19 protein-coding genes are annotated in these 26566 nt (G+C 64.7%); 10 read left to right on the forward strand and 9 right to left on the reverse strand.

What is annotated here, in order from left to right; genetic code table 11:
* Positions 1-233: 233 nt before the first annotated feature.
* The gene (locus AB4118_RS12260; protein ID WP_441489980.1) at positions 234-1541 is read left to right on the forward strand and encodes a TAXI family TRAP transporter solute-binding subunit; all 1308 of its coding nucleotides are present in this window, start codon (positions 234-236) and stop codon (positions 1539-1541) included.
* A 226-nt stretch (positions 1542-1767) separates the two neighbouring features.
* Positions 1768-2019: a hypothetical protein gene (locus AB4118_RS12265; protein WP_441489981.1), complete on the forward strand. Its 252-nt coding sequence runs from the start codon at positions 1768-1770 to the stop codon at positions 2017-2019.
* A 557-nt stretch (positions 2020-2576) separates the two neighbouring features.
* On the opposite strand, the gene AB4118_RS12270 is transcribed toward AB4118_RS12265, so the two are convergent.
* The gene (locus tag AB4118_RS12270) at positions 2577-6305 is read right to left on the reverse strand and encodes a vitamin B12-dependent ribonucleotide reductase (protein WP_441489982.1); all 3729 of its coding nucleotides are present in this window, start codon (positions 6303-6305) and stop codon (positions 2577-2579) included.
* A 734-nt stretch (positions 6306-7039) separates the two neighbouring features.
* Between AB4118_RS12270 and AB4118_RS12275 the strand changes: the two genes are divergently transcribed.
* Positions 7040-7450, forward strand: a complete 411-nt coding sequence (locus AB4118_RS12275) for an NADH:ubiquinone oxidoreductase subunit NDUFA12 (RefSeq protein WP_441489983.1) — start codon at positions 7040-7042, stop codon at positions 7448-7450.
* An 85-nt stretch (positions 7451-7535) separates the two neighbouring features.
* Here AB4118_RS12275 and AB4118_RS12280 read toward each other — a convergent pair whose 3' ends face one another.
* On the reverse strand, positions 7536-8447 hold the full coding sequence (locus AB4118_RS12280) for an alpha/beta fold hydrolase (RefSeq protein ID WP_441489984.1): 912 nt from the start codon (positions 8445-8447) through the stop codon (positions 7536-7538).
* 174 nt (positions 8448-8621) lie between these two features.
* Between AB4118_RS12280 and AB4118_RS12285 the strand changes: the two genes are divergently transcribed.
* Both AB4118_RS12285 and AB4118_RS12290 read left to right on the forward strand, forming a co-directional pair.
* Positions 8622-9197: a CGNR zinc finger domain-containing protein gene (locus AB4118_RS12285; RefSeq protein ID WP_441489985.1), complete on the forward strand. Its 576-nt coding sequence runs from the start codon at positions 8622-8624 to the stop codon at positions 9195-9197.
* Positions 9198-9371: 174 nt separating this feature from the next.
* Positions 9372-9956 carry a DUF2155 domain-containing protein gene (locus AB4118_RS12290; protein WP_441490039.1) on the forward strand — a complete coding sequence of 195 codons (585 nt, stop codon included), beginning with the start codon at positions 9372-9374 and terminating at the stop codon, positions 9954-9956.
* Positions 9957-10084: 128 nt separating this feature from the next.
* Here the strand turns inward: AB4118_RS12290 and aat are convergent, their stop codons facing one another.
* The 5 genes from aat to AB4118_RS12315 all read right to left on the reverse strand — a co-directional run bounded on the left by aat (position 10085) and on the right by AB4118_RS12315 (position 14259).
* The gene (aat, locus tag AB4118_RS12295) at positions 10085-10759 is read right to left on the reverse strand and encodes a leucyl/phenylalanyl-tRNA--protein transferase (protein ID WP_441489986.1); all 675 of its coding nucleotides are present in this window, start codon (positions 10757-10759) and stop codon (positions 10085-10087) included.
* A gap of 169 nt (positions 10760-10928) precedes the next feature.
* Positions 10929-12290, reverse strand: coding sequence for an acetyl-CoA carboxylase biotin carboxylase subunit (gene accC, locus AB4118_RS12300; protein ID WP_441489987.1), 1362 nt, complete (start codon positions 12288-12290; stop codon positions 10929-10931).
* Positions 12291-12319: 29 nt separating this feature from the next.
* Positions 12320-12778 carry an acetyl-CoA carboxylase biotin carboxyl carrier protein gene (gene accB, locus AB4118_RS12305; RefSeq protein ID WP_441489988.1) on the reverse strand — a complete coding sequence of 153 codons (459 nt, stop codon included), beginning with the start codon at positions 12776-12778 and terminating at the stop codon, positions 12320-12322.
* Positions 12779-12860: 82 nt separating this feature from the next.
* A complete protein-coding gene (aroQ, locus tag AB4118_RS12310) occupies positions 12861-13319 on the reverse strand; it encodes a type II 3-dehydroquinate dehydratase (RefSeq protein WP_113512750.1) in 459 nt (152 codons plus the stop codon).
* Positions 13320-13443: 124 nt separating this feature from the next.
* The gene (locus AB4118_RS12315) at positions 13444-14259 is read right to left on the reverse strand and encodes a DsbA family protein (protein WP_441489989.1); all 816 of its coding nucleotides are present in this window, start codon (positions 14257-14259) and stop codon (positions 13444-13446) included.
* Positions 14260-14610: 351 nt separating this feature from the next.
* On the opposite strand from AB4118_RS12315, the gene AB4118_RS12320 reads away from it, so the two are divergent.
* Together AB4118_RS12320 and AB4118_RS12325 are read left to right on the forward strand one after the other, a co-directional pair.
* On the forward strand, positions 14611-15801 hold the full coding sequence (locus AB4118_RS12320; protein ID WP_441489990.1) for a pyridoxal phosphate-dependent aminotransferase: 1191 nt from the start codon (positions 14611-14613) through the stop codon (positions 15799-15801).
* Positions 15802-15892: 91 nt separating this feature from the next.
* Positions 15893-18160, forward strand: coding sequence for a mechanosensitive ion channel family protein (locus AB4118_RS12325; protein ID WP_441489991.1), 2268 nt, complete (start codon positions 15893-15895; stop codon positions 18158-18160).
* Positions 18161-18164: 4 nt separating this feature from the next.
* Here the strand turns inward: AB4118_RS12325 and AB4118_RS12330 are convergent, their stop codons facing one another.
* Positions 18165-18530, reverse strand: coding sequence for a hypothetical protein (locus AB4118_RS12330; RefSeq protein WP_441489992.1), 366 nt, complete (start codon positions 18528-18530; stop codon positions 18165-18167).
* A 58-nt stretch (positions 18531-18588) separates the two neighbouring features.
* Entirely contained in the window at positions 18589-21336 is a 2748-nt protein-coding gene (locus AB4118_RS12335) for an Rne/Rng family ribonuclease (RefSeq protein ID WP_441489993.1), read from the reverse strand.
* 615 nt (positions 21337-21951) lie between these two features.
* Here AB4118_RS12335 and AB4118_RS12340 point away from each other — a divergent pair.
* The 3 genes from AB4118_RS12340 to AB4118_RS12350 all read left to right on the forward strand — a co-directional run bounded on the left by AB4118_RS12340 (position 21952) and on the right by AB4118_RS12350 (position 26519).
* Positions 21952-23232 (forward strand): N-acetylmuramoyl-L-alanine amidase, encoded by a 1281-nt coding sequence (locus tag AB4118_RS12340; RefSeq protein WP_441489994.1) that lies wholly within the window; start codon positions 21952-21954, stop codon positions 23230-23232.
* Positions 23233-23435: 203 nt separating this feature from the next.
* Positions 23436-25886: a penicillin-binding protein 1A gene (locus AB4118_RS12345; RefSeq protein WP_441489995.1), complete on the forward strand. Its 2451-nt coding sequence runs from the start codon at positions 23436-23438 to the stop codon at positions 25884-25886.
* A 120-nt stretch (positions 25887-26006) separates the two neighbouring features.
* Positions 26007-26519, forward strand: a complete 513-nt coding sequence (locus AB4118_RS12350; RefSeq protein WP_441489996.1) for a DUF1697 domain-containing protein — start codon at positions 26007-26009, stop codon at positions 26517-26519.
* Positions 26520-26566 lie beyond the last annotated feature (47 nt).

The following is a 26566-nucleotide window of genomic DNA, read 5'->3' on the forward strand; positions in this document are numbered from 1 at the left end:
AGAACACGCTGCACCGCGAGGAATGGGCACCTTGATGAGCCGTCTGAAGGTGGACGGCAGCGTGCGGCTGCCTCATCATCACCGGAAGGCGCGAACGGTGCAGGCGTCCCAACCTCTAAGTAGAGTCTTGCCTTCCCGTTGTGTCTTGCCGTCCGAGAGGCTGCACGTTTCCCGCAGCAGCTTCGTCGGTGGCCGGTCTCGGCCAGGTCGGCGGATGATTGAGGACCAGGGTTGTGCGATTTGCAGCATGGACAGCGGGTTTTCTCGTCGTTGCCGCTATTGCCGCCACGATCCATTTCTGGTCACCCCACGCGACCGTGCGGGTGACGACGGGAGCGCTTGGCACCGACGCGCAGCGTCTCGTTGGCGCCCTCATCACGGAGACGACCAGGGATCATCCCCGGATCAGACTTCAGCCGCTGCCGGTCAAAGATCTGGCTGCGAGCTCGAAGGCGATCGAAGCTGACGAGGCGGATCTCGCCGTGATCCGCAGCGACGTCTCGCCACCGACCAACGGACAGACGATTGCGATTCTCCGTCGCGATGTCGTCGCCTTCGTTCTGCCGCCGAAATCGCCCGTCGACAGTATCGGCAAGCTTTCCGGCAAGACGATCGCAATTCCGCAGGGGCGTCTGCAGGAGGTCAACGCCGCGCTACTCGATGTCATCCTGGGCTATTACAATGTCGCGCCTCATGATGTGAAGCGGGTCTTTCTCGCGCCTGACGACATGATTGCCGCTGTTCACCAACGGCATATCGCGGCGATCCTTGCCGTCGGGCCGGTTGGGCCGGGAGAGGTTATTGGCGCAGTAAACGCCATGGCGAAGGGTACCGCAGGGACACCGACGATCCTGGCGTTCTCCGACGCCGATGCCTTCAATCGACGCTTTCCGGCCTTTGAATCCTACGATGTTCCCGAAGGCGCGTTCAGATCGCACCCCGCGACCCCCGACGACACCGTGACGACACTCGCAGTGACCTACCGACTTGTCGCGCCCGACACGATGCTCAATCTCGTCGCAGGGGCGATAGGCCGGACCCTCTTCGTCTCAAAAACCAAGCTGATGGCGCTCACGCCCCTGGCGAGCCAGATCGAGGCCCCCGACCCGGATGACAAGAACCCGATCCTGCCCATCCATCCCGGCGTCGCCAACTATCTCAGCAACGGTGAACAGAGCTTCTTCGACGAGTTCCAAGGCTATTTCTATCTTGCCGCGGCTCTCCTCAGCGTCCTGGGTTCGCTGACGACGATCATCCTGGGGCGTGTGAAGATGTCCCGGATGCGCCAGGAGCAGAAGCGGATCGGGCAGTTCATTCAGATTGCGGACCAAGCGCGGGAGGCCGATGCCGAAGGGCTTGAGGCCCTGGACCGTTCCCTTCATCAACTGGTCGATGAAGCCGTCGCGTCCGGGGGGCGTTCAGGCGAGGATGCGACGATGGCCCTTGCCGTCAATCACGCCCGCTACTCCATCACGGCGCGCCGGGCGTCTCTGAGTCCCCAAAGCGGGAAGGCGTTAGCTCTCAAGGCGATGCCTTCGTAGGCGCGCTCGTGTCAGGTTCTACGCGGCGGGAGCCTGGTCGCCGCGGTGTCGTCGCGCGCATGCGCATGGCCTATCGCCGTGCCTGATGAAGAGATCGTGGCCATGTCCAGCGCGTGTTCGATGCACAGGTGGGCGTGGAGCGCACAACGGCCGGGGGTTGCCCGCCGTTGTCATCGCTTCGTCCGCGGCGCCCTTCATCCAATCGAGGCCGCGACGCTCAAGCCCCTTGGTCACCGCGCAGCTGATGCGTCACGCCCCGACAGCGTCACTGACGCACTTCTTAGTGAAGCTCGACTTCGCGGCGCCCGACAGTTTTCGTTCGGCGACAGTCACGTCGCACGCTTTAGCAGCGTCGCTTTCGCATTTTTTCATGAAGCTCGTCAGTGCAGCACCGGCAAGCTTCTTGTCGGCGGCGGAAGCCTTGCAAGTATCCCTCCAGCGTGCGGCAGGTTTCGACAGCATCAAGACAGACATGTAAGAGGAGAGGGCTGGCCGAGTGCCGGAACTCGGCGAAGGTCGTTCCAGATGGCCAATGCATGTTCCGCCGGTATCGATACCGGATTCGCCGCGCTGGTGAGGTTGCCCCCCCCAATTTTTTATCCAGCGCTGAGTTCGTTTATGGCGGTTGTGGATACCGTTCTGGCTGGTGAAGCGCTATGCGACAAGCACAGCACCAGAGCCCATCACGACCGCGCAGCGGATGAGCCGTAGGTGTGGATGAGTCGGCGTTCGTGGCGGACCACGAGCGCTTTGGAAGTGCCTTGGCCAGAAATTCAGGCGCTCCCTGACGCTGTCTGCTTCCGGACCGCGTCGCAACGGCGGCACCTTTATGGCTCGCCCGTTTCAGATCCTGCTCAGGCCGTTCAGCCGTCCGCGAAAACCAAAAATGAACGACTGGGGGACCTCGGGAGCGCTCGGTTCTTCAAATGAAAGGCGCCCGGCCGGGACCGGGCGCCCTATCGCTGATTGCGGAACTCGACCTACAATCGCGGCAACACTATGCCCCGATTTTCAGCAGTATCAGTACTCTGCGTGCTACGAGCAGCCAGTTGTACTACCGCAGGTGTTGCACTTCAGGCAGGTGCCGTTGCGGACCAGCGTGAAGTTGCCGCATTCGCCGCAGGAATCGCCGACATAGCCCTTCATGATCGCTTCGGCGCGACGCTCCGAGGCTGTCGGCTGGCCGGCGGGAGCCGCGAAGCCGAGCTTGGCCAGTTCAGCTTCGCCCACGGCCTCTTCTTCGGCGTCCGGCTTCAGCGCAGTCGCGCCTGCGGTGGCGAAGGAGGTGACGTTGCTGCTGCTGCGGGCGACGGTCTCGTGGACGATTCCGCCCTGGATGGCGAGCAGGTTGATCGGCTTGCCACGGCGGAAGCCAGTCGAGGCCAGCGGGGTCGAGGTGATCGCACCCACCGCGTCCGGCGCCTTGTCCTGGCCGACACCGCCACCGATCACGTCATGGCCGATCTCGCTCGGGTCGACATGGGCGAGGTCGTTGCGCGAGAGATAGCTGATCGCCAGCTCGCGGAAGACGTAGTCGAGGATCGAGGTGGCGTTCTTGATCGACTGGTTGCCCTGCACGAAGCCCGAGGGCTCGAAGCGCGTGAAGGTGAAGGCCTCGACATATTCCTCCAGCGGCACGCCGTATTGCAGGCCGAGCGAGACCGCGATCGCAAAGTTGTTCATCATCGCCCGGAAGGCAGCGCCCTCCTTGTGCATGTCGATGAAGATCTCGCCGAGGCGTCCGTCCGAGTATTCGCCGGTGTGCAGGTAGACCTTGTGCCCACCGACGACGGCCTTCTGGATATAGCCGGTGCGACGGTCCGGCATCTTCTCGCGTTCGCGCTTGCGTTCGATCCGTTCGACGATGCGCTCGACGATCTTCTCGGCGACATGGGTGGCGCGTGCCGCCATCGGCTGCTGGTGCAGCGACTCGACGGCGTCGTCGGCGTCGTCATCCTCGTCCGAGATCAGCGCCGAGTTCAGCGGCTGCGACAGCTTCGAGCCGTCGCGGTAGAGGGCATTCGCCTTCAGGGCCAGCTTCCAGGAGAGCAGATAGGCGCTCTTGCAGTCCTCGACGGTGGCGTCGTTCGGCATGTTGATGGTCTTCGAGATCGCGCCCGAGATGAAGGGCTGCGCCGCCGCCATCATGCGGATGTGGCTCTCGACGGAGAGATAGCGCTTGCCGATGCGTCCGCACGGGTTCGCACAGTCGAAGACGTTGTAATGCTCAAGCTTGAGGTGCGGCGCGCCTTCCAGCGTCATCGCTCCGCAGACGTGGACATTCGCGGCCTCGATCTCGGCCTTCGAGAAGCCGAGGAAGGGCAGGAGCTCGAACGACATGTCGTTCAGCTTCTCGGCCGGGACCTTGAGCTCATTGACGAGGAAGTCCTCGCCCAGCGTCCACTTGTTGAAGACGAACTTGATGTCGAAAGCGGCCTTCAGGTCCTTCTCGACCGCGTCGATCTTGGCCTGGGGGAAGCCCTTGGCCCGGAGCGAGCCGTGATTGATGCCAGGAGCCTGGGCTAGCGAGCCATGGCCGACGGCATAGGCCTCGATCTCCGCGATCTCGGCCTCGCGGTAGCCGAGCGAGCGCAGCGCGTCGGGAACGGCGCGGTTGATGATCTTGAAGTAGCCGCCGCCGGCCAGCTTCTTGAACTTCACCAGCGCGAAATCGGGCTCGATGCCGGTGGTGTCGCAATCCATGACGAGGCCGATCGTGCCGGTCGGCGCGATCACCGTCGTCTGAGCATTGCGATAGCCATACATCTTGCCGAGCGAGAGGGCCTCGTCCCAGACGGCGCGGGCGCGTTCCGACATGGTGGCGCTCGAGCCGCCGAGACGGGCGAGCGTGCCATGGTCGAGCGGCACCGGCGTAACCTGCAGGCCTTCATAGCCCGAGGCCTGCCCATGAGCGGCGGTGCGGTGGTTGCGAATGACGCGCAGCATGTGGCTGGCGTTCTTCTTGTATCCGGGGAAGGGGCCAAGCTCGCCCGCCATTTCGGCCGAGGTCGCATAGGAGACGCCGGTCATGATCGCGGTGAGGGCGCCGGCAAGCGCGCGGCCTTCCTCGGAATCATAGCCGAGGCCCATGGTCATCAGCAGGCCGCCGATATTGGCATAACCCAGGCCGAGTGTGCGGAACTCATAGGACAGCTCGGCGATCTCGCGGCTCGGGAACTGCGCCATCGTCACCGAGATCTCGAGTACGACGGTCCAGAGCCGGCAGAGATGCTCATAGGCGGCGACGTCGAAGCTCTTGGTCTCGCGGTCGTAGAACTGCAGCAGGTTGGCGGAGGCCAGGTTGCAGGCGGTATCGTCGAGGAACATGTACTCCGAGCACGGGTTCGAGGCGCGGATGCGTCCCGAGGCCGGGCAGGTGTGCCAGTCGTTCATCGTGGTGTTGAAGTGCAGGCCGGGATCGGCGCTCGCCCAGGCGGCATAGCCGATCTTCTCCCAGAGATCGCGGGCCTTCAGCGTCTTCAGGACCTTGCCGGTGGTGCGGGCGGTGAGGTTCCAGTCCGCATCCGCTTCCACTGCGCGCAGGAAGTCGTCGGTCAGCGAGACCGAGTTGTTCGAGTTCTGGCCGGAGACAGTCAGATAGGCTTCCGAATCCCAGTCGGTGTCGTAGATGTCGAACTGGATGTCGGTATAGCCCTGGCGGGCGAACTGGATGACGCGCTTGATATAGTTGTCCGGCACCATCGCCTTGCGGGCGAGCTTGACCTCGCGCTTCAGGGCCGGGTTCTTTTCGGGGTCGAAGCAGGAATCGCCGTCGCCTTCGCAATTCACGCAGGCCTTCATCACGGCCTTCATGTGCTTCTGGACGATCTTCGAGCCGGTGACGAGCGCAGCGACCTTCTGCTCCTCGCGGACCTTCCAGTCGATATAGGTCTCGATATCGGGATGATCGACATCGACCACGACCATCTTGGCGGCACGGCGCGTCGTTCCGCCCGACTTGATGGCCCCGGCGGCGCGATCACCGATCTTGAGGAAGGACATCAGCCCGGAGGAACGGCCACCGCCGGCGAGCTTCTCGCCTTCGCCGCGCAGCATCGAGAAGTTCGAGCCGGTGCCGGAGCCGTATTTGAACAGGCGCGCCTCGCGGACCCAGAGGTCCATGATGCCGCCTTCGTTGACGAGATCGTCGGCCACGCCCTGGATGAAGCAGGCATGCGGCTGCGGATGCTCGTAGCTCGACTTCGACTTCACCAGCTTGCCGGTCTTGAAGTCGACGTAGAAATGGCCCTGGCCGGGGCCATCGATGCCATAGGCCCAGTGCAGGCCGGTATTGAACCATTGCGGCGAGTTCGGCGCGACGCGCTGGGTGGCGAGCATGAAGCGCAGCTCGTCATGGAAGGCGGCGGCATCCTCTTCCGAGGAGAAATAGCCGCCCTTCCAGCCCCAATAGGTCCAGCAGCCGGCGAGGCGGTCAAAGACCTGCTTGGAGGAAATCTCGGAGACGTAGCGCTCGCTCTCGGGGAGTTCGGCAAGCTTGGCCTCGTCGGGAACCGAGCGCCAGAGGAAGGAGGGAACCTCGTTCTCCTCGACGCGCTTCAGCGCTGCGGGCACGCCCGCCTTGCGGAAGTACTTCTGCGCGAGCACATCGCTCGCCACCTGGGACCAGGCGTCGGGAACCTCGATGCCTTCGAGGCGGAAGACGATCGAGCCGTCAGGGTTGCGGATCTCGCTGACAGCCGAACGGAAGGGAATCGCGGCGTAGGGCGACTGTCCGGTGGTGGTGTAGCGGCGCTCGATGCGCATGATCTTGGTCCCCAATGCATGCCGCGGGCGAAAATGCCCCGCGCGGCCGGTTGATCACCGGCTCCTGATGTCAGCCCAACTCGGTTTGATGCCCCTGGATTCCGCGGCGGTGTTTCCCGCCGTCGGCACTCCGGACGCTACCAGACAGACCGCACGCCACCGTTCGCCGCTGCCAGGGATGGCATGCCACGCGGTGATCACCTCGACCCGTCCGGGAACTCTCTCGCGGGTGTCGAAGGCGTCTCCGCCAGCCGTCACGCGACTGACAAAAACTAGTCCCGACTGGGGTGGTCCGTCAAGGATTAGTGCGCCGCAAACCCTGTGGACACGACATCTTGTGTGTATCTGTGTGTTCTGGGGATAAGTTTCAAGCTGCCAGCTAAGCACCCGGAATCACGGGCGGAATCGGTGCGCTTGAGCGAAGGGTGGACGATCCCGCGGGCGGCGGAAAGCATAAAATTCGCGGCAGTCATGGTTGACCATAGGTGAATGGGCCAGCCGCGCCTGACCATCGCAAGCGCCATCTACACAGCCTGCGCCAAGTGTCTGGAGACAGGAGATCTTCGCGTTTCGAACCGTGCCTGGGACGTGTTCGCAAGGTGGCCGAATCATGGCGGCCTGCATTCCGGAAACGCGCGCTTCCGACGAATCTGCCGTAAATCCTCCTGCGGGCTGGACAGGGCGGGATGCTCTCGCCATAAGTCGCGCGACGCGGACCACGGCGGACGAGAGCCATGAAGCAAACGCTGCTGCAGATCTTTACCTGGTGGAACGGCCAGACCATTGGCACGCGCTTCCACACCTGGCGCTTCGGCGAGAAGGTCGGCCAGGACGAATTCGGCAATACCTATTACCGCACCAAGGGTGGGGTGAAGGACAAGGCGCTGGGCCTGCAGCGGCGCTGGGTGGTCTATAACGGCCTGGCCGAAGCTTCGACCATTCCGGCTGGCTGGAATGGCTGGTTGCATCACACCGTCGATATCGCTCCCTCCGAGGAGAGCTATCAGCCGCGCGACTGGCAGAAGCCGCACCAGCAGAATTGGACGGGAACGGCCATGGCCTATCGTCCTCAGGGCTCGACCCTGGCTGAAGGCGAGCGCCCGCCCGCGACGGGCGACTACGAGGCCTGGACGCCCGGGCGCTGAAGCCTGCACGATCTGTTTGAGAAAGGGGCCGCCGGCGAATGAACGCCGGCGGCCCCTTTCGATTCAACGGAGTGCCCGTTTCGCGTCAGTCGGCCTTCGGCAATCGCTGCATGAAGGCATCGACGCGTTCCGCGATCTCGCCGGAATGGGTCTCGAGCGCGAAATGGCCGGCATCGAACAGATGCACCTCTGCGGCCGGCAACTGCTCCTTCAGATAGTCGACGCCCGCCAGCATGAAGAACGGATCGTTCTTGCCCCAGACAATCAGCGCGGGAGGCTGGTGTCGGGCGAGATAGGCCTGCCAGACCGGGTAGGCGGCAAAATTGCTCTGATAGTTGTGGAGGAGCCGCAACTGGATGTCCTGATTGCCTGGGCGGTCCAGCCCGGCCTGATCATGGCGCCAGGCATCCGGCGAGAGCCGCTCCAATCTGGTCGCGCCATGCGTGTACTGGAACTTCGTGCCGTCGGCACCGAGCAGATTGCGGAAGGGCTTTTCGGTCTCGGGCGTCCAGTTTTGCCAGAGCGGCTCCATGTCACGGCGGGCCTCCGCGCTCCAGGCGCCTTCATTGGCGACGGCATTCTGAACGATCAGCGCGCGAATGCGCTCGGGATGTTTGAGCGCGAGGCGAAAGCCGATCGGGCCGCCGTAGTCCTGGATATAGAGCGCATAGCGGGTGAGGCCGACCTGCTCCGTGAAGCCCTCGATCACCTCAGCCAGCCTGTCGAAGGAGTAGGCAAATTCGCTCGGCGCGGGCGCCGAGCTGTGACCGAAGCCGGGATAGTCAGGCGCAACGACGCGGTAGCCCTTGGCGAGCAGCGGCAGCAGGTCGCGGAACATATGCGATGAAGACGGAAAGCCGTGCAACAGCAGGATGGCGGGAGCATCCCGAGGTCCGGCCTCCCGATAGAAAATGTCGAGGCCCTGTATCGTGGCGGTGCCGTAGCGGACCGCGACCGACGGGGAGAGGACGGGCGCAATGGGCTGTGCGGTGGACATGAGTGGGGCTCCGAACATGAGAAACGTGGCGAGCGCGGCAGAACTGACGAGAGTTCGCATTTCGAGTCCGTAACCTGTCAATCTGTCGTTCAACGGTGTCATTTGACGCGTAACCTGTCAATGACTAAATTAGAGGTTACAAATGGCAATCACCTGCGCCAACCGGAGCGGCCCATGTCTGCGAGCCCGACCAATGATGATTTCCGGGATGGCTTTCCCTTCATGGGCGGCCGGCCCTGGCTCGATCTGCTCAACACCACGCCGCTGACCGAGACCGGACCGCGGGATCTGCTCGGCGAGCCGCACTCCATGGCGGCGTGGCTTGCCGCGGCTGGGCTGGGGGAGGCGGCGACGCCTGAAACCGGGTTTGAGCTCAAGAGCTTGCGGGAAACCCTTCGCCCGACCTTTGACCTGTTGCGGCAGGGCAAGCCGCTGCCGGAAGGGTCTATCGATGCGATCAACCGCCTGCTCGTGCCGGCGACCGAGCGTTATCAGTTGCAAAGGGGTGACGAGGGCTACGCGCTAATCTCCGTGGCCGATCGGGGCGTCGGAGCGGCGTGGAGGATCTCGCTGGATTTCGCCCGCTTCGTCTGCGACCACGAGCCGGCTCGACTCAAGCACTGCGCCAACCATGACTGCGTGATGGTGTTCTACGATCGAGGGCGAAACAACACGCGGCGCTGGTGCACGATGAGCACCTGCGGCAACCGCGACAAGGTCGCCCGCTTCCGGGCGCGCAAGAGCCAGTGATGCGGTGCCGCCGCAGGCGTCACTGTGGCCCCGCTGCCCTTTTTCCGCTGCGATTGCCGTGTTAAGCCGCAGCCCCCGTCTTCTGGCGGGAGGGGAGATTCGTAGCAGAAGATGCGGTCCGTCAGCAGATTGTCGAAGGTCGCGGCCCTGGCCGCTCCAGCTCTCGCGGCCCTGATGGTCGCCCAGCCTGCGAAGGCCGACCGCATCCGCAATCCGACGGCGGTTTTTGCGGGCCTCGACAAGATCACCGGCCGGATCATTTCCTTCGAGGTGGCGATCGACGAGACCGTTCAGTTCGGTGCGCTGCAACTGACGCCCCGCGTTTGCTGGACCCGCCCGCCGACTGAGAACCCGCAGACCACCTCCTTCGTCGAGGTGGACGAGGTGACCTTCTCGAACGAGTACCGGCGCATCTTCACGGGCTGGATGTATGCCGCGAGCCCTGGTCTCCATGGCGTCGAGCACGCGATCTATGATGTCTGGCTGACCGACTGCAAGGGCGGTACCGAGCTCGTGGTCGATCCCAAGGATCCGGAAGCGCCGCCGCCACCGGAAGAGCGCAGGCCGCGCACGCCGCCACGCGACGTCAACCAACTGCCGCCGGGCACCCAGCCGCCTCCTGGCACCCAGCTTCCCCCCGGACAGCGCATGGATGTGGCTCCGCCGCGTGGTGTGCCGGTTGAGCCGCGTCAGGCGCCGAGCCAGCGCTTCTTCCCGACCAATCCTGTTCCTGGACGTGATCCCGCCGGCAATAACTGAGGCAGGGGCACGAGCATGCTGCGAAAAAGTGGCAACGGTTTTTCGCATAAAGCATGCTCTAAACTATAAGAGTTGATCGCGCTGCATTTGGACAATTTCGTTCAAACGCAGCGTGATCAGGGCTGAACTCAGATGAGCTCAGTCAGGGCCTCGCGACCGCCGATGTCCTGGCCTTTTGGCCAGCTCCACCATTCCGCGTCATGGGCGATCGCGGCTTCGAGCAGCATGCGATAGGCCTCGCGTGGCACTTCCTGTGTGCCGAACTGGGCAAGGTGCGTGGTCTGGAACTGGGCATCGAGCAGGCGGTAACCGCCGCGCTTCAGCCGGGCCACCAGATGGACGAGCGCGACCTTCGAGGCGTCAGTCGCCCGATGAAACATGCTCTCGCCGAAGAAGGCTGCGCCAAGGGACAGGCCGTAGAGCCCGCCAACCAACTTTCCATCGCGCCAGCATTCGACGCTGTGCGCGTGCCCGAGTTCGTGAAGTGCGCCAAACAGCTCCCTGATCCGCGTATTGATCCAGGTATCGGGCCGGTCCGGGCGCGCTTCGGCGCAGGCCGCGATGACGTCTTCGAAGGCGGTGTCGACCCGGATCTCGAAGGGATCGGCGCGGAGCTTACGGGCAAGGCGTGAAGGCAGATGGAAGTTCGCGAGCGGGATCACGCCCCTGACCTCGGGCTCGACCCAGAACAGGTTTGGATCGTCGGCGCTCTCCGCCATCGGGAAGATGCCGGCTGCATAAGCGCGCAGCAGGATCTCCGGCGTGATCACGGGCGAGCGTACTGGCGCTGAACGAGCCTTCATGTGCAGATGGGAGCGTGAGCGCGGCGCCAAGTCAAACGCGAAAGCTGCGCTCTTTCGTCATGGCCGGTCCCATCGCGACCGTCCCCGTCACTGTGGCGGGGCTGGCGATCGAGACATCGCAGGATGTCGATGCCCGCCATTGGGCGGGCATGACAGGCCGTGACCGGCGCTATTGTCCCTCGGGCCCCATGCCGCCCGCGGCCAGGAACTTTTCGAGCCAGTGGATATTGTAGTCGCCGTTCAGGATGTCGGGATTGCGCACGAGCGTGCGGAACAGCGGCAGGGTCGTGTCGACACCGTCGACGACGAACTCGTCGAGCGAGCGGCGCAGCCGCATCAGGCATTCCGCCCGGTTGCGACCATGGACAATCAGCTTGCCGACCAGAGAGTCGTAATGGGGCGGGATCGAGTAGCCCTGGTAGGCCGCAGAATCGACGCGGACGCCAAGCCCGCCCGGCGTATGGAACGAGGCGATCTTGCCCGGGGAGGGGCGGAAATTCGCCGGATGCTCGGCATTGACGCGACACTCGATGGCGTGGCCCTCGATGATGATGTCGCTCTGCTTGAGCGAGAGCGGCGCGCCGGCGGCGATGCGGATCTGCTCGTTCACCAGATCAATCCCGGTGATCATCTCGGTGACCGGATGCTCGACCTGGATGCGGGTGTTCATTTCGATGAAATAGAACTCGCCATCCTCGTAGAGGAACTCGATCGTGCCGGCGCCGAGATAGCCGAGATCGGCCATCGCCTTGGCGCAGATCGAGCCGATCCGGTCTCGCTCGCCGGCATTGAGCGCGGGCGAGGGGCCTTCTTCCCAGACCTTCTGGTGGCGGCGCTGCAGCGAGCAGTCGCGCTCGCCGAGATGGATGGCATGGCCGCGGCCGTCGCCAAGGATCTGGATTTCAATGTGGCGCGGCTTCTCGAGATATTTCTCGATATAGACAGCGTCATCGCCAAAGGCGGCTTTGGCCTCGGTTCGCGCCGTCTGGAGCGCCACGACGAGATCATCCTCGCTGCGCGCCACCTTCATGCCGCGCCCACCGCCGCCGGCCGCGGCCTTGATGATCACGGGAAAGCCGATATCGCGCGCGATGCGCAGGGCTTCCGCATCCTCGCTGACGCCGCCCTCCGAGCCGGGGACGCAGGGAATGCCGAGGCGCTTGGCCGTGCGCTTGGCTTCGATCTTGTCGCCCATCACCCGGATATGCTCGGCCTTGGGACCGATGAAGGCGATGTTGTGCCGCTCGAGAATCTCGGCGAAGCGGGCGTTCTCCGACAGGAAGCCGTAGCCGGGATGGACCGCATCGGCGCCTGTGATCTCGCAGGCCGCGATCAGGGCCGGAATGTTGAGATAGCTCTCGCGGGCGCTCGGGGGGCCGATGCAGACGCTCTCGTCGGCGAGGCGCACATGCATGGCATTGGCATCCGCGGTCGAATGGACCGCGACGGTCGCAATGCCGAGCTCCTTGGCCGCGCGCAGGACGCGCAGCGCGATCTCTCCGCGGTTGGCGATCAGGATCTTGTCGAACATCTTCGGCTCGTCCGCGCCCGCTGCCCCGCTCACTCGATCACCAGAAGCGGCTCGCCGTATTCGACCGGCTGCCCGTCCTCGACCATGATCGCCGTGACCTTGCCGGCGCGCGGCGCGACGATGTCGTTGAAGGTCTTCATCGCCTCGACGAGAAGGACCCGCTCACCCGCCTTTACCTCCTGGCCGATCTCGACGAAGGGCTTCGCTTCAGGCGAGGGGCGGCGATAGGCGGTGCCGACCATCGGGGAGGGCACGGTGCCGGGGTGGGCGGCTGCCGACTTGACCTCGACCGGCGCGGTCGCGACCGGTGCATGGGCCATGGCCGGGGCATGCGAGGCGACGGGCACCTGCACGGTTGCGGAGATGGTGCGGGCCACACGGACGCGCAGATCACCCTTCTCGACCTCGATCTCGGACAGGTCGGTCTCGTTGAGGAGCTGCGCGAGTTCGCGCACCAGTTCGGGATCGATCGGGCTCTTGGTCGCCATGGCGGGTTTCACCGTCTTCGTCGTCTTGGTTGAGAGGATGGGCAGCCGCGAGGCGCCACCCTGCTGGATTGAGCCGGCCCGTTCAGGCCGCCGTCTTTTCCGCGCGCTTCTGGAGAAGCGGCACGATCGCGTCGAAAGCAAGGTCGTAGCTGGCGACGCCGAAGCCGCAGATCACGCCAACGCAGACCGGTGCCATGTAGGAATGGTGCCGGAATTCCTCGCGGGCGTGCACGTTGGAGACATGGACCTCGATGGCGAGGGCCTCGGTGCCCTTGATCGCATCGCGCAGCGCGACGGAGGTGTGGGTGTAGGCGCCGGCATTGATGATGATGCCGGCTCCCGCCAGCCCTGCCTGCTGCACGCGGGTGACGAGCTCACCTTCGAAATTGGTCTGGCTGAAGGTCAGCTCGACCCCGGCAGCGGCGGCCCTCGCCTTAAGGCGTTCCTCGACGCCGGCGAGCGTCACCGAACCGTAGGTTCCGGGCTCGCGGGTGCCGAGCAGATTCAGATTGGGTCCGTTCAGGACGTGGACGGCGACCATGGCTCGCGTTGATTCCTCAAGCCGCGAAGCTGCGGCGTCGGCGTCGTCTTAACCGGAACGGCGGGACAGGGGAAGCCTGTGACGCCGGCCTGCGATGAGAGCCACCACAGGCCGGCCGGTTTCATCAGCCGCTGCAGGTGGCCTTGCCGCATTTGCGGACGGCTTCGATCTTCTCCTTCAGCGCCGCGGCGCCAACGGCGCCGAAGACAACTTCGTCACCGATGATGAAGGCCGGAGTGCCGGTCAGGCCGAGCCGATCGCCGAGTGCGACAGTGGACTCGATCGCGGCGCGGGTTGCAGGCGCGTCCATGTCCTTGCGGGCGCGCTCGACATCGGCGCCGGCGTCCTTGGCGATCTCCAGCGCCTTGGCGCCGTTGATCCGGCCCTTGGTCGCCATCAGCTTGTTGTGGAAATCCCAGTACTTCTGGCCCTGCAGCTGGTTCTTCACGGCGATGGCGACACGGCTCGCCTCGACCGAATCGGGGCCGAGGATCGGGAAATCCTTGATCACGACGCGCAGCTTCGGGTCGTCCTTGGCGAGGGTGCGGACATCGTCGAGCGCCCTTTTGCAGAAGCCGCAATTGTAATCCATGAACTCGATCAGGGTGACATCACCCTGCGGATTGGCGGCGATGATCGATGTCGCGGGATCGACGAGGTTCGCCTTTTCGCTGGCGACGGCGCTGCGCTGTGCCTCGGCCTGAGCGACCTGATTGCGGCGCTCGAGTTCGACGAGCGCTTCCTGGATCAGTTCAGGGTTCTTCAGCAGCGTCTCGCGAATGAGATCGGTGACGGCCTTGCGCTGTTCGGGTGACAGGGGCTGTCCCTGCGCCTGAACCGGAGCGGCGGCCAGGGTTACGGCGAGGCCGAGCCCGCCCAAGACCAGACCCGCGCGCCTGATTCCGGCGAAGGCCGGGCGGAGCAGGGTGAACAGAGCCATGTCGTCATCCTTTCGGGCTCGCCGGCCCTTGGCCACGGCAAGCGTTGAACCGGTCATCTTGCGCCCCTTCTCCGCTCTCGCGCGGGCAGCGTCAATTCACAGCTTTGCCAGCGGTTGCGGCGGGAGCATGACCTGACCTGTGCGCAGCGTCGCTCAACACCATTGCGAATGCGATGGTCGGTCACCTCCTGTCGCCGAGTTGGAGACGGGGCAGGCGCAAGCCGGCCTCTCGAAGGAGGCCCCCCGGTCGTCGTCTGTGCCACAAACGGCTTCCCACGCTCCCTCCTGATGCTCTAGGGCACTGCTTCAAGTGGCGGGCGGGGCTCCGCCGGTTCCCGACGCGAGATCTGCATGACAACCGATGTTCACCGCCTAGCGACGCCGCCCGCGCTCTCCGCTCGTGCGGCCGAGGTCGCACCCTTCATCGTCATGGACGTGATGAACCAGGCCGCAGCGATCGAGCGGGCCGGTGGTTCGGTCGTGCATATGGAGGTCGGGCAGCCTTCGGCGCCGACACCGGCCAGCATCCGCGCTGCAGCGGCGCGCGCGCTCGAGCATGGTCGCATCGGCTATACGCAGGCGCTCGGCACCGACTCTCTCAGGGCGCGTATCGCGCGCCACTATCAGGACGCCTATGGCGTCAGCATACCGGCCGAGCGTGTCATCGTGACCACCGGTTCGTCGGGTGGCTTCATTCTCGCATTCCTCGCCTGTTTCCAGCCGGGCGCACGCGTCGCGATCACGGCGCCGGGCTATCCGGCCTATCGCAACATCCTGACCGCGTTGGGGCTGGAACCGGTCGCGATCGAGGTAGGTCCGGAGACCCGCTACGCGCTGACCCCGGACCTGATTGCGAAAGCTCACGCCGAGCGCCCGCTCGCGGGCGTCCTGACCATGAGCCCGGCCAATCCGACCGGCGTGGTGATGGCACCAGACGCGATCGCTGCCGTCGCCGCTGAATGCCGCCGCCTTGGGTTGTGGTACATTTCCGACGAAATCTATCACGGCTTGACCTATGAGACGCCCGCGACGACGGCGCTGAGCGCCGATCAGGACGCGATCATCGTCAATTCGTTCTCGAAATATTACTGCATGACGGGCTGGCGCGTCGGTTGGCTCGTGGTGCCGCAGCGCATGGTGCGCACGATCGAGCGGTTGCAGCAGAATTTCTCGATCTCGGTGCCGTATCTCAGCCAGGTGGCGGGTGAGGCGGCCTTCGATGCGAATGCCGAGTGCGAGGCAATCAAGGCCGGCTATGCCGCCAACCGAGCCTATTTGCTGAAGGCTTTGCCTGAAATCGGCCTGGGCGATTTCCTGCCTGTCGACGGGGCCTTCTACATCTATCTCGACATCGGACGATATTCGAACGATTCCATGGCCTTCTGCCGCGATGTGCTCGAACAGGCTCATGTTGCGATCACCCCCGGCCTCGATTTCGACGGGGGGCGTGGCGCACGCACGGTGCGACTTTCCTTCGCCGGTTCGCTGGCTGAATGCGAGGACGCGGTCTCGCGCTTGGGCATGTGGCTGAAACGGCGCTGAGAGCCTGTAACGATGCCAGCGCGGAATGCTTGCCAAACGGATGTATTCCCGTCCAAGTCATAGGAGAGCAGACAAGGGGGAACCGGTTTTGATGCGAGCTTTCTTTGCGTCTTCGCGCGGTCATGCCCTCCCGGCGGCGCTGGTCCTCCTTGCCTTTCTGCTCATCGGATCGGGATCCGCAGCGTTCGCCCAGGCGTCCGGTGACAACAGCGTGACCCTGATCCTGCGCGGGGACGAGGCGCCAGACGCGCTGCGCAAGACCATCACGACGCTGGAGGCGGGGGGGCGCAAGGTCATTCTCCGCATGGCTGGCCCCGGCGAGGCCGTCGCAACTGCACCGGCGGCAGCGGCCACACCTGTCAAGCCCGCGCCTGCGGAAACGCGCGTTGCGGTTGCCGAAACGCGGCTGGAGGAGGTTGCCAACCATTTCGTCGAAGGGTTCGACTATGGCAACGCCTCGATCCCGTCCGCGACGCGCATACCGAGCGACTGGGCTCGCGCCTGGGCCGCAAATCAGAATGGCGCCACGGGAATGTCGGCGGGGGCCCGCGTCCTGCTCGTCCTGTTTGCCGCCACGGCTTTCGCCGTCATCCTCTGGAAAATGACGCGCGGCTTGATCGCCAAGCGCCTGGTGCCGCGGGACGACACGCTCTTCGAACGGTTCGTTGCCTCCTCGATCGGCCTTTTGCACGATTTCGCCGCGCTCGTGGCCCTATGGCTCGCCGGGCGAACCCTGGTGCGGTGGCTTCTGCCGCAGCTCGATTTCGCGCAACACATCGCCACGGCCGAACTTTACGGACTGGGGATGTTGTGGTCGTTCGCGATGGCCGGGAGGTTCCTGCTTTCCCCGGGGAACCCGGCGCGGCGCATCCTGCCTCTGCCGCGCGCCGAACGGCATTTCGGGCTGATCATGATCTATGCCTTCTTCGGGCATATCGTTCTGGTCGTGAACGCGCTCGGCGAAGGCTCGGCGTCGGATCCTGCCTCGATTGCCGGATGGTTCGCGGTGTCCTCGCTCCTGCTGACGGCCTACAAGGTCTGGTGGTTCTGGTACGCACGGCATGACCTTGTCAGCCTGGCGCAGCCCGGCCCCTCGGCAAGCGGCTTGCGCCGCTTGGTTGCTGCGGCGACGCCCTGGCTCTTGATGGCGAGCGCCGTGTTGATCTGGGCCGTGGGCCGCAGCGCCGCTGTCATGCCTGATGGCGCGCACTGGGGCGTCAAGGCGGGGACCACGCAGTTCATCGTCGTGCTTGCTCCGATCGTGGCGTCGGGGCTTGGGGCGCTGATCCGCTCGTGGCTGAACTGTCGCTCCGTGGAGCGCGAGCAGACCCCACTCTCGAGTGCAATGGGCAGGACCTTGCAATCGAGCGTGGTGGGCTTCGTCTGGCTCTGCGCCCTCTATTTGCTGGTCCGGCTCTGGAGCGGTTTCGTCATGGACGCCGATGCGCCCGATACCGTGTCGTTCGGTCAACGCCTCCTCAGTGTCGCCTCCCTGGCCTTCATGGGATGGATCGCGCTGACCTTCCTGCGTGCCTTCTTCGATGCCTATACGCCGCGTGCCGTGCATGCAGGGCCGACAGACGAGGAAGCTCCCCCAGACGACCATGTCCCGTCCAGGCTCGGCACGGTGCTCCCGGTGCTGCGCGGTGTCGTGCTCGGGGCCGTGATCGGCCTGACCAGCCTTGTCGTGCTATCACGGCTGGGTGTCGATATCGGGCCCCTCTTGGCCGGCTTCGGCATCCTGGGCCTCGCCGTGTCCTTCGGTTCGCAAGCGCTCGTGCGCGATATCGTCTCCGGCTTCTTCTTCATGGTCGAGGATGCCTTCCGCGTCGGCGAATACGTCGATACGGGGCGGCTCAAGGGCACGGTCGAGAAGATTTCGCTACGCTCGGTACAACTGCGCCATCAGAGCGGACAGATCCATACAGTGCCCTTCGGCCAGATCCCGTCCCTGACCAATGCCAGCCGCGACTGGGCAACGGTGAAGTTCAACGTCCGGCTCGACCGCTCCGCCGATATCGAGAAGGCGCGCAAGACAATCAAGAAGATCGGCCTCGCGTTGCTGGAGGACCCGGAATTCGGACCTCACTTCATCGCGCAGCTCAAGATGCAGGGTGTGGCCGAGATTGCCGACACTGCGATCGTCATCCGGCTGAAATTCACCGCCAAGCCGGCTCAGGCCGGTGCGCTCCAGCGTGAGGCGCTGAAGCGGATGTATCAGGCGCTCAACGATGCCGGCGTAGCCTTTGCCTCGAACGCCGTGACCGTCAGGGGCGGTGAAGGGCAGGCCTCTGCCGGGGCCGCCGCATCGATCACGACCATCCAGCCGCCGACGCCGCTGGCGCCTTCGGCCGGGTAGGGTCTCAACGACTGGCTTCGAGGATGAAGAAGAAGCCGAAGCCAATGGCTGTCAGCAGGAGGCCAAGCCCGAGTCCGAGGCGGGCGGCAGAAATCTGGGCGACGAGTTGGGTGCGAAAGCCCGCTCGCTCTGCCTCATGCTCACGGCCATGCTTGTGGAATTGGCTGGCATAGAGATCCGGCGTCATCTGGTGGCCGACGGGCCGGTTTTCCTCGAGCTCGAAGCGGATCGCCACGAAGGCGATGAAGAGGCCGAGCAAGCCGACGCCGAACCAGCCGATCGCCTGCAAAGCCAGCCAGGCGAGACCGAGCAGCGCCGCGATGCAGACGACGACGAGCGCCAGTCGCTCAAAGCTTCTCGGCGGCGGCATCGACGGTCACCCCCTTAACGAAGAAGGCCGCTGCGAGTGATCGCAGCGGCCGGAAGTCTTACTTGCGTCCGGCGAGCTTGTTCCACCAGCCGCCGCGCTTCGGCCGGTCCGGATCCGGCGGGGTCAGGACGACCGCGACGGGTTCCTCGACGACACGCGGGGCAGGTTCGGGAGCGGGCTCAGCTTCGGAGGTGATCGGCGTCTCGACCGGAGCAGCCGGAGCTTCGACTGCGGGGGCGGGAGCCTCGGCGGCGACGCCGTCCTCGGTGATCGGTACGACCTTCTTGCGTGCCCGACTACGCTTCGGCTTCTCGGCCGGTGCGGCCTCGGCGGCGACGGTCTCCGTCACGCCCTCGGCTGCCTTCGCCGCTTCGGGGGCTGCCTCTTGCTCGGTTTCGGCCTTGATCTTGCGCGTGCTGCGGCGGGCGCGGCGCGGCTTGGCCTCCTCGACGGCTTCGGCTGCAACCTCGGCGACAGGCGCTTCGGCTGGCTCGGCTACGGGAGCCGGGGTGGCTTCCGCGACAGCGGGGCTGTCGGCGTGCTCGTCGCCATCCTCGTCGCCTTCATCGCCTTCGGCGTCGCTGCCGCCCTCGATCTGCTGGCCGTTCGCATCGCGCTCGCCACCACGCCGGCGCCGACGACGGCGGCGGCGCTTGCGTCCGCCGTCCCCACGGGCTTCGCCATCGCCGCGTTCCGCAACGGCGTCTGCCTGGGTAGCGTCTTCCTGCTCGTCTTCGCTTCCTCCGGCGGCCTCCGCCTCGGCCGCTGCATCGAGCGCATCGTCATCGACATGCGCGATCGCCTCGGCCTTGAAGGGGCTCGGAACGACGCGGCCTTCATTGCCGACGAACTCGCCGCGCTCGACCTCGAAATAGCGGGTGCCGAGCAGGGTCGCGTCGGCCGAGACCGTGATCGCGATGGCGAAGCGTGTCTCGAGGTCGGTGAGATGCGCGCGCTTCTGGTTGAGGACATAGAGCGCCACTTCAGGCCGCGTCCGGACCGAAAGATTGTGCGAGGCGCTCTTGATCAGGGTCTCTTCCAGCGCGCGCAGGATCTGCAGCGCCACCGAGGAGGTCGAGCGGATCATGCCGGCACCCGCGCAGTGCGGGCAGGGGACCGAGGAGCTCTCGAGGACGCCGGTGCGGATGCGCTGACGCGACATCTCCAGCAGGCCGAAGGCCGAAATCCGGCCGACCTGGATGCGCGCACGGTCGTTCTTGAGGCAGTCCTTGAGCTTCTTCTCGACGGCGCGGTTGTTGCGATTCTCCTCCATGTCGATGAAATCGATCACGATGAGACCTGCAAGATCGCGCAGCCTGAGCTGGCGGGAGATTTCCTCCGCCGCTTCGAGATTGGTCTTGAGAGCCGTGTCCTCGATATTGTGTTCGCGGGTCGAGCGGCCCGAGTTGATATCGATCGCGACCAGAGCTTCGGTCTGGTTGATGACGATATAGCCGCCGGACTTCAGCGTGACGGTGTTGGAGAACATCGCGTCGAGCTGGCTCTCGACGCCGAACGAGGCGAAGAGCGGGGTCTGGTCGCGATAGGCCTTCACGCTCTTGGCATGGCTCGGCATGAGCATGCGCATGAAGTCCTTGGCCTCGCGGTAGGCCTCCTCGCCGGCGACATGAACCTCGTCGATGTCCTTGTTGTAGAGATCGCGGATCGAGCGCTTGACGAGGTTTCCTTCCTCATAGACGAGCGCCGGCGCGACGGAGCCGAGCGTGAGTTCGCGCACGCTCTCCCACATCCGCATCAGATACTCGTAGTCGCGCTTGATCTCGACCTTGGTGCGCGAGGCGCCGGCCGTGCGCAGGATGATGCCCATCCCTTCCGGCACCTCCAGTTCCTGGGCGATTTCCTTGAGGCGCTTGCGGTCCTCGGCATTGGTGATCTTGCGCGAGATGCCGCCGCCCTTGCCGGTGTTCGGCATCAGCACCGAATAGCGGCCGGCGAGCGAGAGATAGGTGGTGAGCGCCGCGCCCTTGTTGCCGCGCTCTTCCTTGACGACCTGGACCAGGATGATCTGGCGGCGCTTGATCACCTCCTGGATCTTGTACTGGCGGCGCGAGTGGCGCGGGCGCTCCGGCATATCGTCCAGGGCGTCGCCGCCGCCGAGCTGCTCCGGCTCTTCCTGCGGCTCGTCGTGGCCGTGGTCGTCGCTGTCTTCGCCGTTCTCGTCCTCGTCATTCTCGGACGGACGGCGCGCTTCCTCGTTGTCAGCGGACGCCTCGCCGACTTCTGCAGAGGCTTCGATCACGGTCTCGAAGGTCAGGGGCGCAGCGTTCTCGACGACGGTCTCGTCACTCGATTCTGCGACCTCCGGTGCAAAATACTCGCCGAAGGCGGGCGCGCCTTCGTTGACCATGGCGGCTTCCTTGCCGTCGGTCTCGACGACATCGGCGCTGACGGTCTCGTCGTTGCTCGCCTTCTTGGCGCGTCCGTCGCGGTCACGCCGGCCGCGGTCGCGGCGGCCGCGCTTCTCACGGCGTTCCTCGTCGCGCTCTTCCTCGCGGTCGGCGCGTGCCTCCTCGGCGAGCAGGGCCTGCCGGTCGGCAACCGGGATCTGGTAGTAATCCGGATGGATTTCGGAGAAGGCGAGGAACCCGTGACGGTTGCCGCCATATTCGACGAATGCGGCCTGGAGCGAAGGTTCGACCCGCGTCACCTTCGCCAGATAGATATTGCCCCGCAGCGGCTTGCGGCTGGCAGATTCAAAATCAAATTCCTCGACGCGCGAGCCGCGCACCACCACGACCCGGGTCTCTTCCGGGTGTGTTGCGTCGATAAGCATCTTGTTGGCCATAAGAGATTTCCATTGGCGCAGCCGCCGACAGGACCCGCCGGGCTGCGGAAGGATATCCGCTGCCGCGGGCAGGGGCGCCGCGCATGAGCCGGCATGAACCGGCATGTTGCAGGAGGGAGTGAGGGATCAGGACGCGATGGCGGATCGGGAAGCCTGCCCGGGCAAAAAACCCGCCGCAGTCCCGAAGGTATGGACGATGCACCGATGAGCTAAGCGGCGTCGTATGCCCCGACATCTGACCTAACCTGCAGTGCGTGCGTCGAAGACGATTGCACCGCGTTTGCACGCTCGCGAAAGACTGCCATGCGTCGAACCTCATGCCTGACGCAGGCCGTCCGCGGACGATCCGTTGGCGGCTGCCCTGCCGCGACAAGTCCTGTAAGGGCCTGTCGCTTCGCCGTGTCCCGGACGCCAACGGATCCTCGAATCCGGATGCGCGCTACGGGTGGCTTTGCAATGCAACCACCCCCATTACAGACAGGTGACAGTGATTTGCAAGTCACATCGCTTGGGCAACATCATGGCGGTGGCGCCGGGGCGGTTCTCGCCATCACAATTGCGTGGTAACCGGCTGTTAAGCTTCTGCGTCGCTATGGTTAAGCCTTGGTGACGCCAATGGGATCCATTCGCCTGACGTTCCATTCCCACAGCGCTGGCCTGAACCGGCTGACGGTTTCAGGCGTGGTCCGTCTGATGCTCGGGTCCTGGTTGATTCTAGTGCCATGCGCGCCGGCAAACGCCAATCCTGCGGTCAGGCCTGCAAACGAGTTTCCAGTCGCGACCGATGCCAGGATCGAGCAGGCCGGTGAGGTCGTCAGGCTCACCATGGCGCTCTCGCGTCCCGTCGAGATCAGCGCCTCGGTGATGGCCGCGCCCGATCGGGCGGTGATCGATCTGCCTTCTGTCAATTTCCAGGTTCAGCCGAATACGGCGCGCAAGAGTGCTGGCTTCGTCAGCGCCTTCCGTTTCGGGATGTTCACGGCCGATCGTTCCCGCATCATTCTGGATCTCGCTCAGCCAGCCGTCGTCGCGAAGGCCGAGGTCCGCAAGGTGCGCGGCGGATTCGGTGAGCTCGTCGTCGAGTTGAAGCGCGCAAGCCGGGCCGAGTTCCAGGCGGCTTCGGTTCGCCCGGCTCCGCAGTCGCAGGAGGGGCCGGCGTCTCAAGTGCCCAAGCCGCACGGCGAGACACGCCAACTCGTGGTGATCGACCCCGGACATGGTGGGATCGATCCCGGTGCCGTGGTTGCCTCGATCGCCGAGAAATCGGTCGTCCTGGCCTTCGGGCTGGCACTGAAGGAGCAACTCGAAGCCGGCGGCCGCTATCGGGTGATGATGACGCGCGATGACGATACCTTCGTACCATTGGGGCAGCGCGTGAAGATCGCCCGCGCCGCCGGCGCCGATCTCTTCATCTCGATCCATGCCGATTCGCTGACGCAGGCGCAGGATGTGCGCGGCGCAACGATCTATACCGGCTCGGAGCGCGCCACCGATGCCGAATCGGCCCGGCTCGCCGCCAAGGAAAACCAGGCGGATGCCGTCGCGGGCCTCGACGCGGCCGAGGATGTGCAGGACGTCGCGGGCATCCTGATGGATCTCGCCAAGCGGGAAACCCGGACATTCTCTTCGGTCTTCGCGCGAAATCTGGTCGAGAAGCTCGGCGGTTCGGTCAAGCTGCACAAGGTACCCTTGCGTTCCGCAGGATTTCGTGTCCTGACCGCGCCGGATGTTCCCTCCGTACTGATCGAGCTCGGCTATATGTCGAGCCCCAAGGATGCGGAGTTGCTGAATTCGCCATCCTGGCGAGCGCAGGCAGTCGGGGCGGTCCACAACGCGATCGATGGCTATTTCACCAGTACGCTTTCGGCTGGAAAAGCTGCCGCGAACCAACGTTGAGACCTGTTGATGCGGTTGGCGAAGATTGTGGTCGTTAGGCCACGGTTCCGCCATCTCAGCCGTGTTATAGACCTGATTTGGAAGCGACGAGGACGAGAGCTGGGAGCGAGACGGTGGCAGCCGTTTCTTGCACGAGATCGGCTCTGTTGCGGCGAACCCGGCAAGACCGGTCACTGCACAGCAATCAGGGGCATGGGCCTTAGATGCGGTTTATTCTGCGACTCTTCGGGTGGCTATTCGCTGCGGGCACGATCGTATTCGTCATCGGCGCGGTCGTGGCCGGCGGGTTCATCTGGCATTATTCGAAGGATCTGCCCGACTCGGCGCAGCTGCGGAACTATGAGCCGCCGGTGATGAGTCGCGTGCATGCCGGTGACGGCAGCCTGATCGCCGAATTCGCCCGCGAGCGCCGCCTCTATCTGCCGATCCAGGCGATTCCCAAGCTGGTCGTCGACGCCTATCTCTCGGCTGAGGACAAGAATTTCTACAAGCATATGGGCGTCGACCCTGAAGGGCTTGTCCGTGCTGCGATCACGAATTTCCGCAACCGCGCCTCCGGTCGCCGGCCGCAGGGCGCCTCGACCATTACCCAGCAGGTTGCGAAGAACTTCCTCGTCGGCTCGGAGCAGTCGCTGGAACGCAAGATTCGCGAGGCGCTGATCGCGCTGCGCATCGAGGGGACCTATTCCAAGGACAAGATCCTCGAACTCTACCTGAACGAGATCTACCTCGGAGCTCCGGCGCCAGGGCAGGGCAGCTACGGCGTTGCCGCTGCTGCACTGAATTATTTCGGCAAGTCGGTGCATGAGCTGAACCTGCAGGAGGTCGCCTATCTCGCGGCTCTGCCCAAGGCTCCGACCGACCTTCACCCCTTCCGCAATCGTGAACGGGCGATCGAGCGTCGCAACTACGTGCTCGATCGCATGGCGGAGAACGGCGTGGTCAAGCGCGAGGAGGCCGAGGCCGCCAAGAAGCAGCCACTCGGCGTCAACCCGCGTACGGTTTCACCTAACAACATCGCGGCCGGCTATTTTGCCGAAGAGATTCGCCGCGAGCTGCAGGATCGCTATGGCGAGAAGAAGCTGCTCGAGGGCGGCCTTTCCGTGCGCGCCACCGTCGATCCCAAGATGCAGCTGCTTGCCCGCAAGTCGCTGGTCGACGGGCTCGTGCGCTTCGACGAGGCGCGCGGCTGGCGCGGTGCCATCCAGAAGCTCGACATCAGCGCGCGCGACTGGGGCATTGCGCTCGGCGACTTGCCGGTGCTCGGCGACGTGGCGCCCTGGCGCCTTGCCGTCGTGCTCGATGTCAGTGGCGACAGCGCGCGACTCGGCCTGCATCCGGGACGCGAGAATTCCGGTCATCTCCGGACCGAGCGCGATACCGTGACGCTGACGGGTGACGGCATACGCTGGACCCGACGCGCCCGCGTCGCCCAGGCCGTCTCGGTCGGCGATGTCGTCTATGTCGAGCCGATTGACAGCAGGCCCGGCCAGGTCCGCCTGCGCCAGATGCCCGAGGTCAACGGTGCCATCACCGTGATGGATCCGTATTCCGGCCGCGTGCTGGCCATGGTCGGCGGCTTCTCGCATGACCAGTCGGAGTTCAACCGCGCGACGCAGGCGCTGCGCCAGCCGGGCTCGTCCTTCAAGCCTTTCGTCTACGCCACTGCGCTCGACAACGGCTATACGCCGTCGAGCATCGTGCTCGACGCGCCGATCGAGGTCGATCAGGGCGGCGGCCTCGGTGTCTGGCGGCCTGAGAACTATGATGGCAAGTCGACCGGGCCACGCACCCTGCGCTACGGCATCCAGTTCTCCAAGAACCTGATGACGGTCCGCCTTGCCAAGGATGTCGGCATGCCGCTGATCGCGGAATATGCCCGTCGCTTCGGCATCTATGACGACATGCTGCCGGTGCTCTCGATGTCGCTCGGCGCCGGTGAAACCACCGTGATGCGCATGACGGCGGCCTATTCGATGCTGGTCAACGGCGGCAAGCGCATTCGTCCGACCTTGATCGACCGCATCCAGGATCGCTTTGGTGGCACGATCTATCGTCACGATCAGCGCGTCTGCGAAGGCTGCAATGCTGACAAATGGGCGAGCCAGAAGGAACCGCGCCTGATCGACAATCGCGACCAGGTGCTCGATCCGCTGACGGCCTACCAGATGGTTTCACTGCTCGAAGGCGTGGTGCAGAACGGCACGGCGCAGGTGGTCAAGTCGGTCGGCAAGCCACTCGCGGGCAAGACCGGCACGACCAACGAGGCCAAGGACGTCTGGTTCGTCGGCTTCTCGCCGGATCTCGCGGTCGGCGTCTATATGGGCTTCGACAAGCCGAAGTCGCTGGGCAACTCGGCGACGGCCGGCCAATATGCCGCTCCGATCTTCCGCGACTTCATGATGGCTGCGCTGAAGGACAAGCCGGCGACGCCGTTCCGCGTGCCGGCCGGCATCAAGTTGATCCGCGTCGATCCGCGCAGCGGCATGCGTGCCGGTGGCGAAGGCGGCATTCTCGAAGCCTTCAAGCCGGGTACCGCTCCGCCCGACAGCTACTCGGTCATCGGTGCTGCGGGTGAGGGTGGCGGCGCGCCGTTCAACGTCTCTCCCGGCGGCGGGCGCAGCGTCGGGTCCGGCACCGGCGGCCTGTACTAGATCCGTTATCGCCGGCGTGGGAGCGAAGGCCAGATCGGCCCCGTGTCTCGCGCCGGCGTTCTGTATCCCGGCCGGCGAGGGCGCCGGCATTGGGCCGAACTCTGCATGCGGCGAGACGCCATGACGGCCTATATAGCCCTGTTGCGCGCGGTTAATGTCGGGGGAACGGGAAAACTCCCGATGACCACTTTGAAGGCGATGTGCGAGGAAGCTGGCCTTAGCCAGGTGCGCACCTATATCGCCAGCGGCAATGTGGTGTTCACGAGCGATGCGGACGAAGCGCAGATCAAGTCGGTGCTCGAGGACAAACTCCGGACCCATGCGGGAAAGCCAGTCGGTGTGCTGGTCAGATCTGCCGCCGAGATGTCCGGGGTGCTGGCGCGCAATCCCTTTTCGGACAAGCCTGGTAACCGCACGGTGGCGATCTTCGTCGACGAGCCGCTTCCCGCTGACACCCTGGACCATGCCCGCGGTATCCGGGGTGAGCTGGTGCATCTCGCCCAGCGCGAAGTCTATATCTTTTATGGCGACGGGATGGCGGATTCACGCTTGCGCATTCCGGCCTGCGACCCCGGCACGGCGCGCAACATGAACACGGTGGCGAAGCTCGTGGAGATGACTGCACCTCTCTGATGGCCTCGCGGAGGCTGGAAAACATTCTGTGCCGTTTACACCCGCGC

It is taken from the genome of Allobosea sp. 2RAB26, from assembly GCF_052115465.1.
Classification (GTDB): Bacteria; Pseudomonadota; Alphaproteobacteria; order Rhizobiales; family Beijerinckiaceae; genus Allobosea.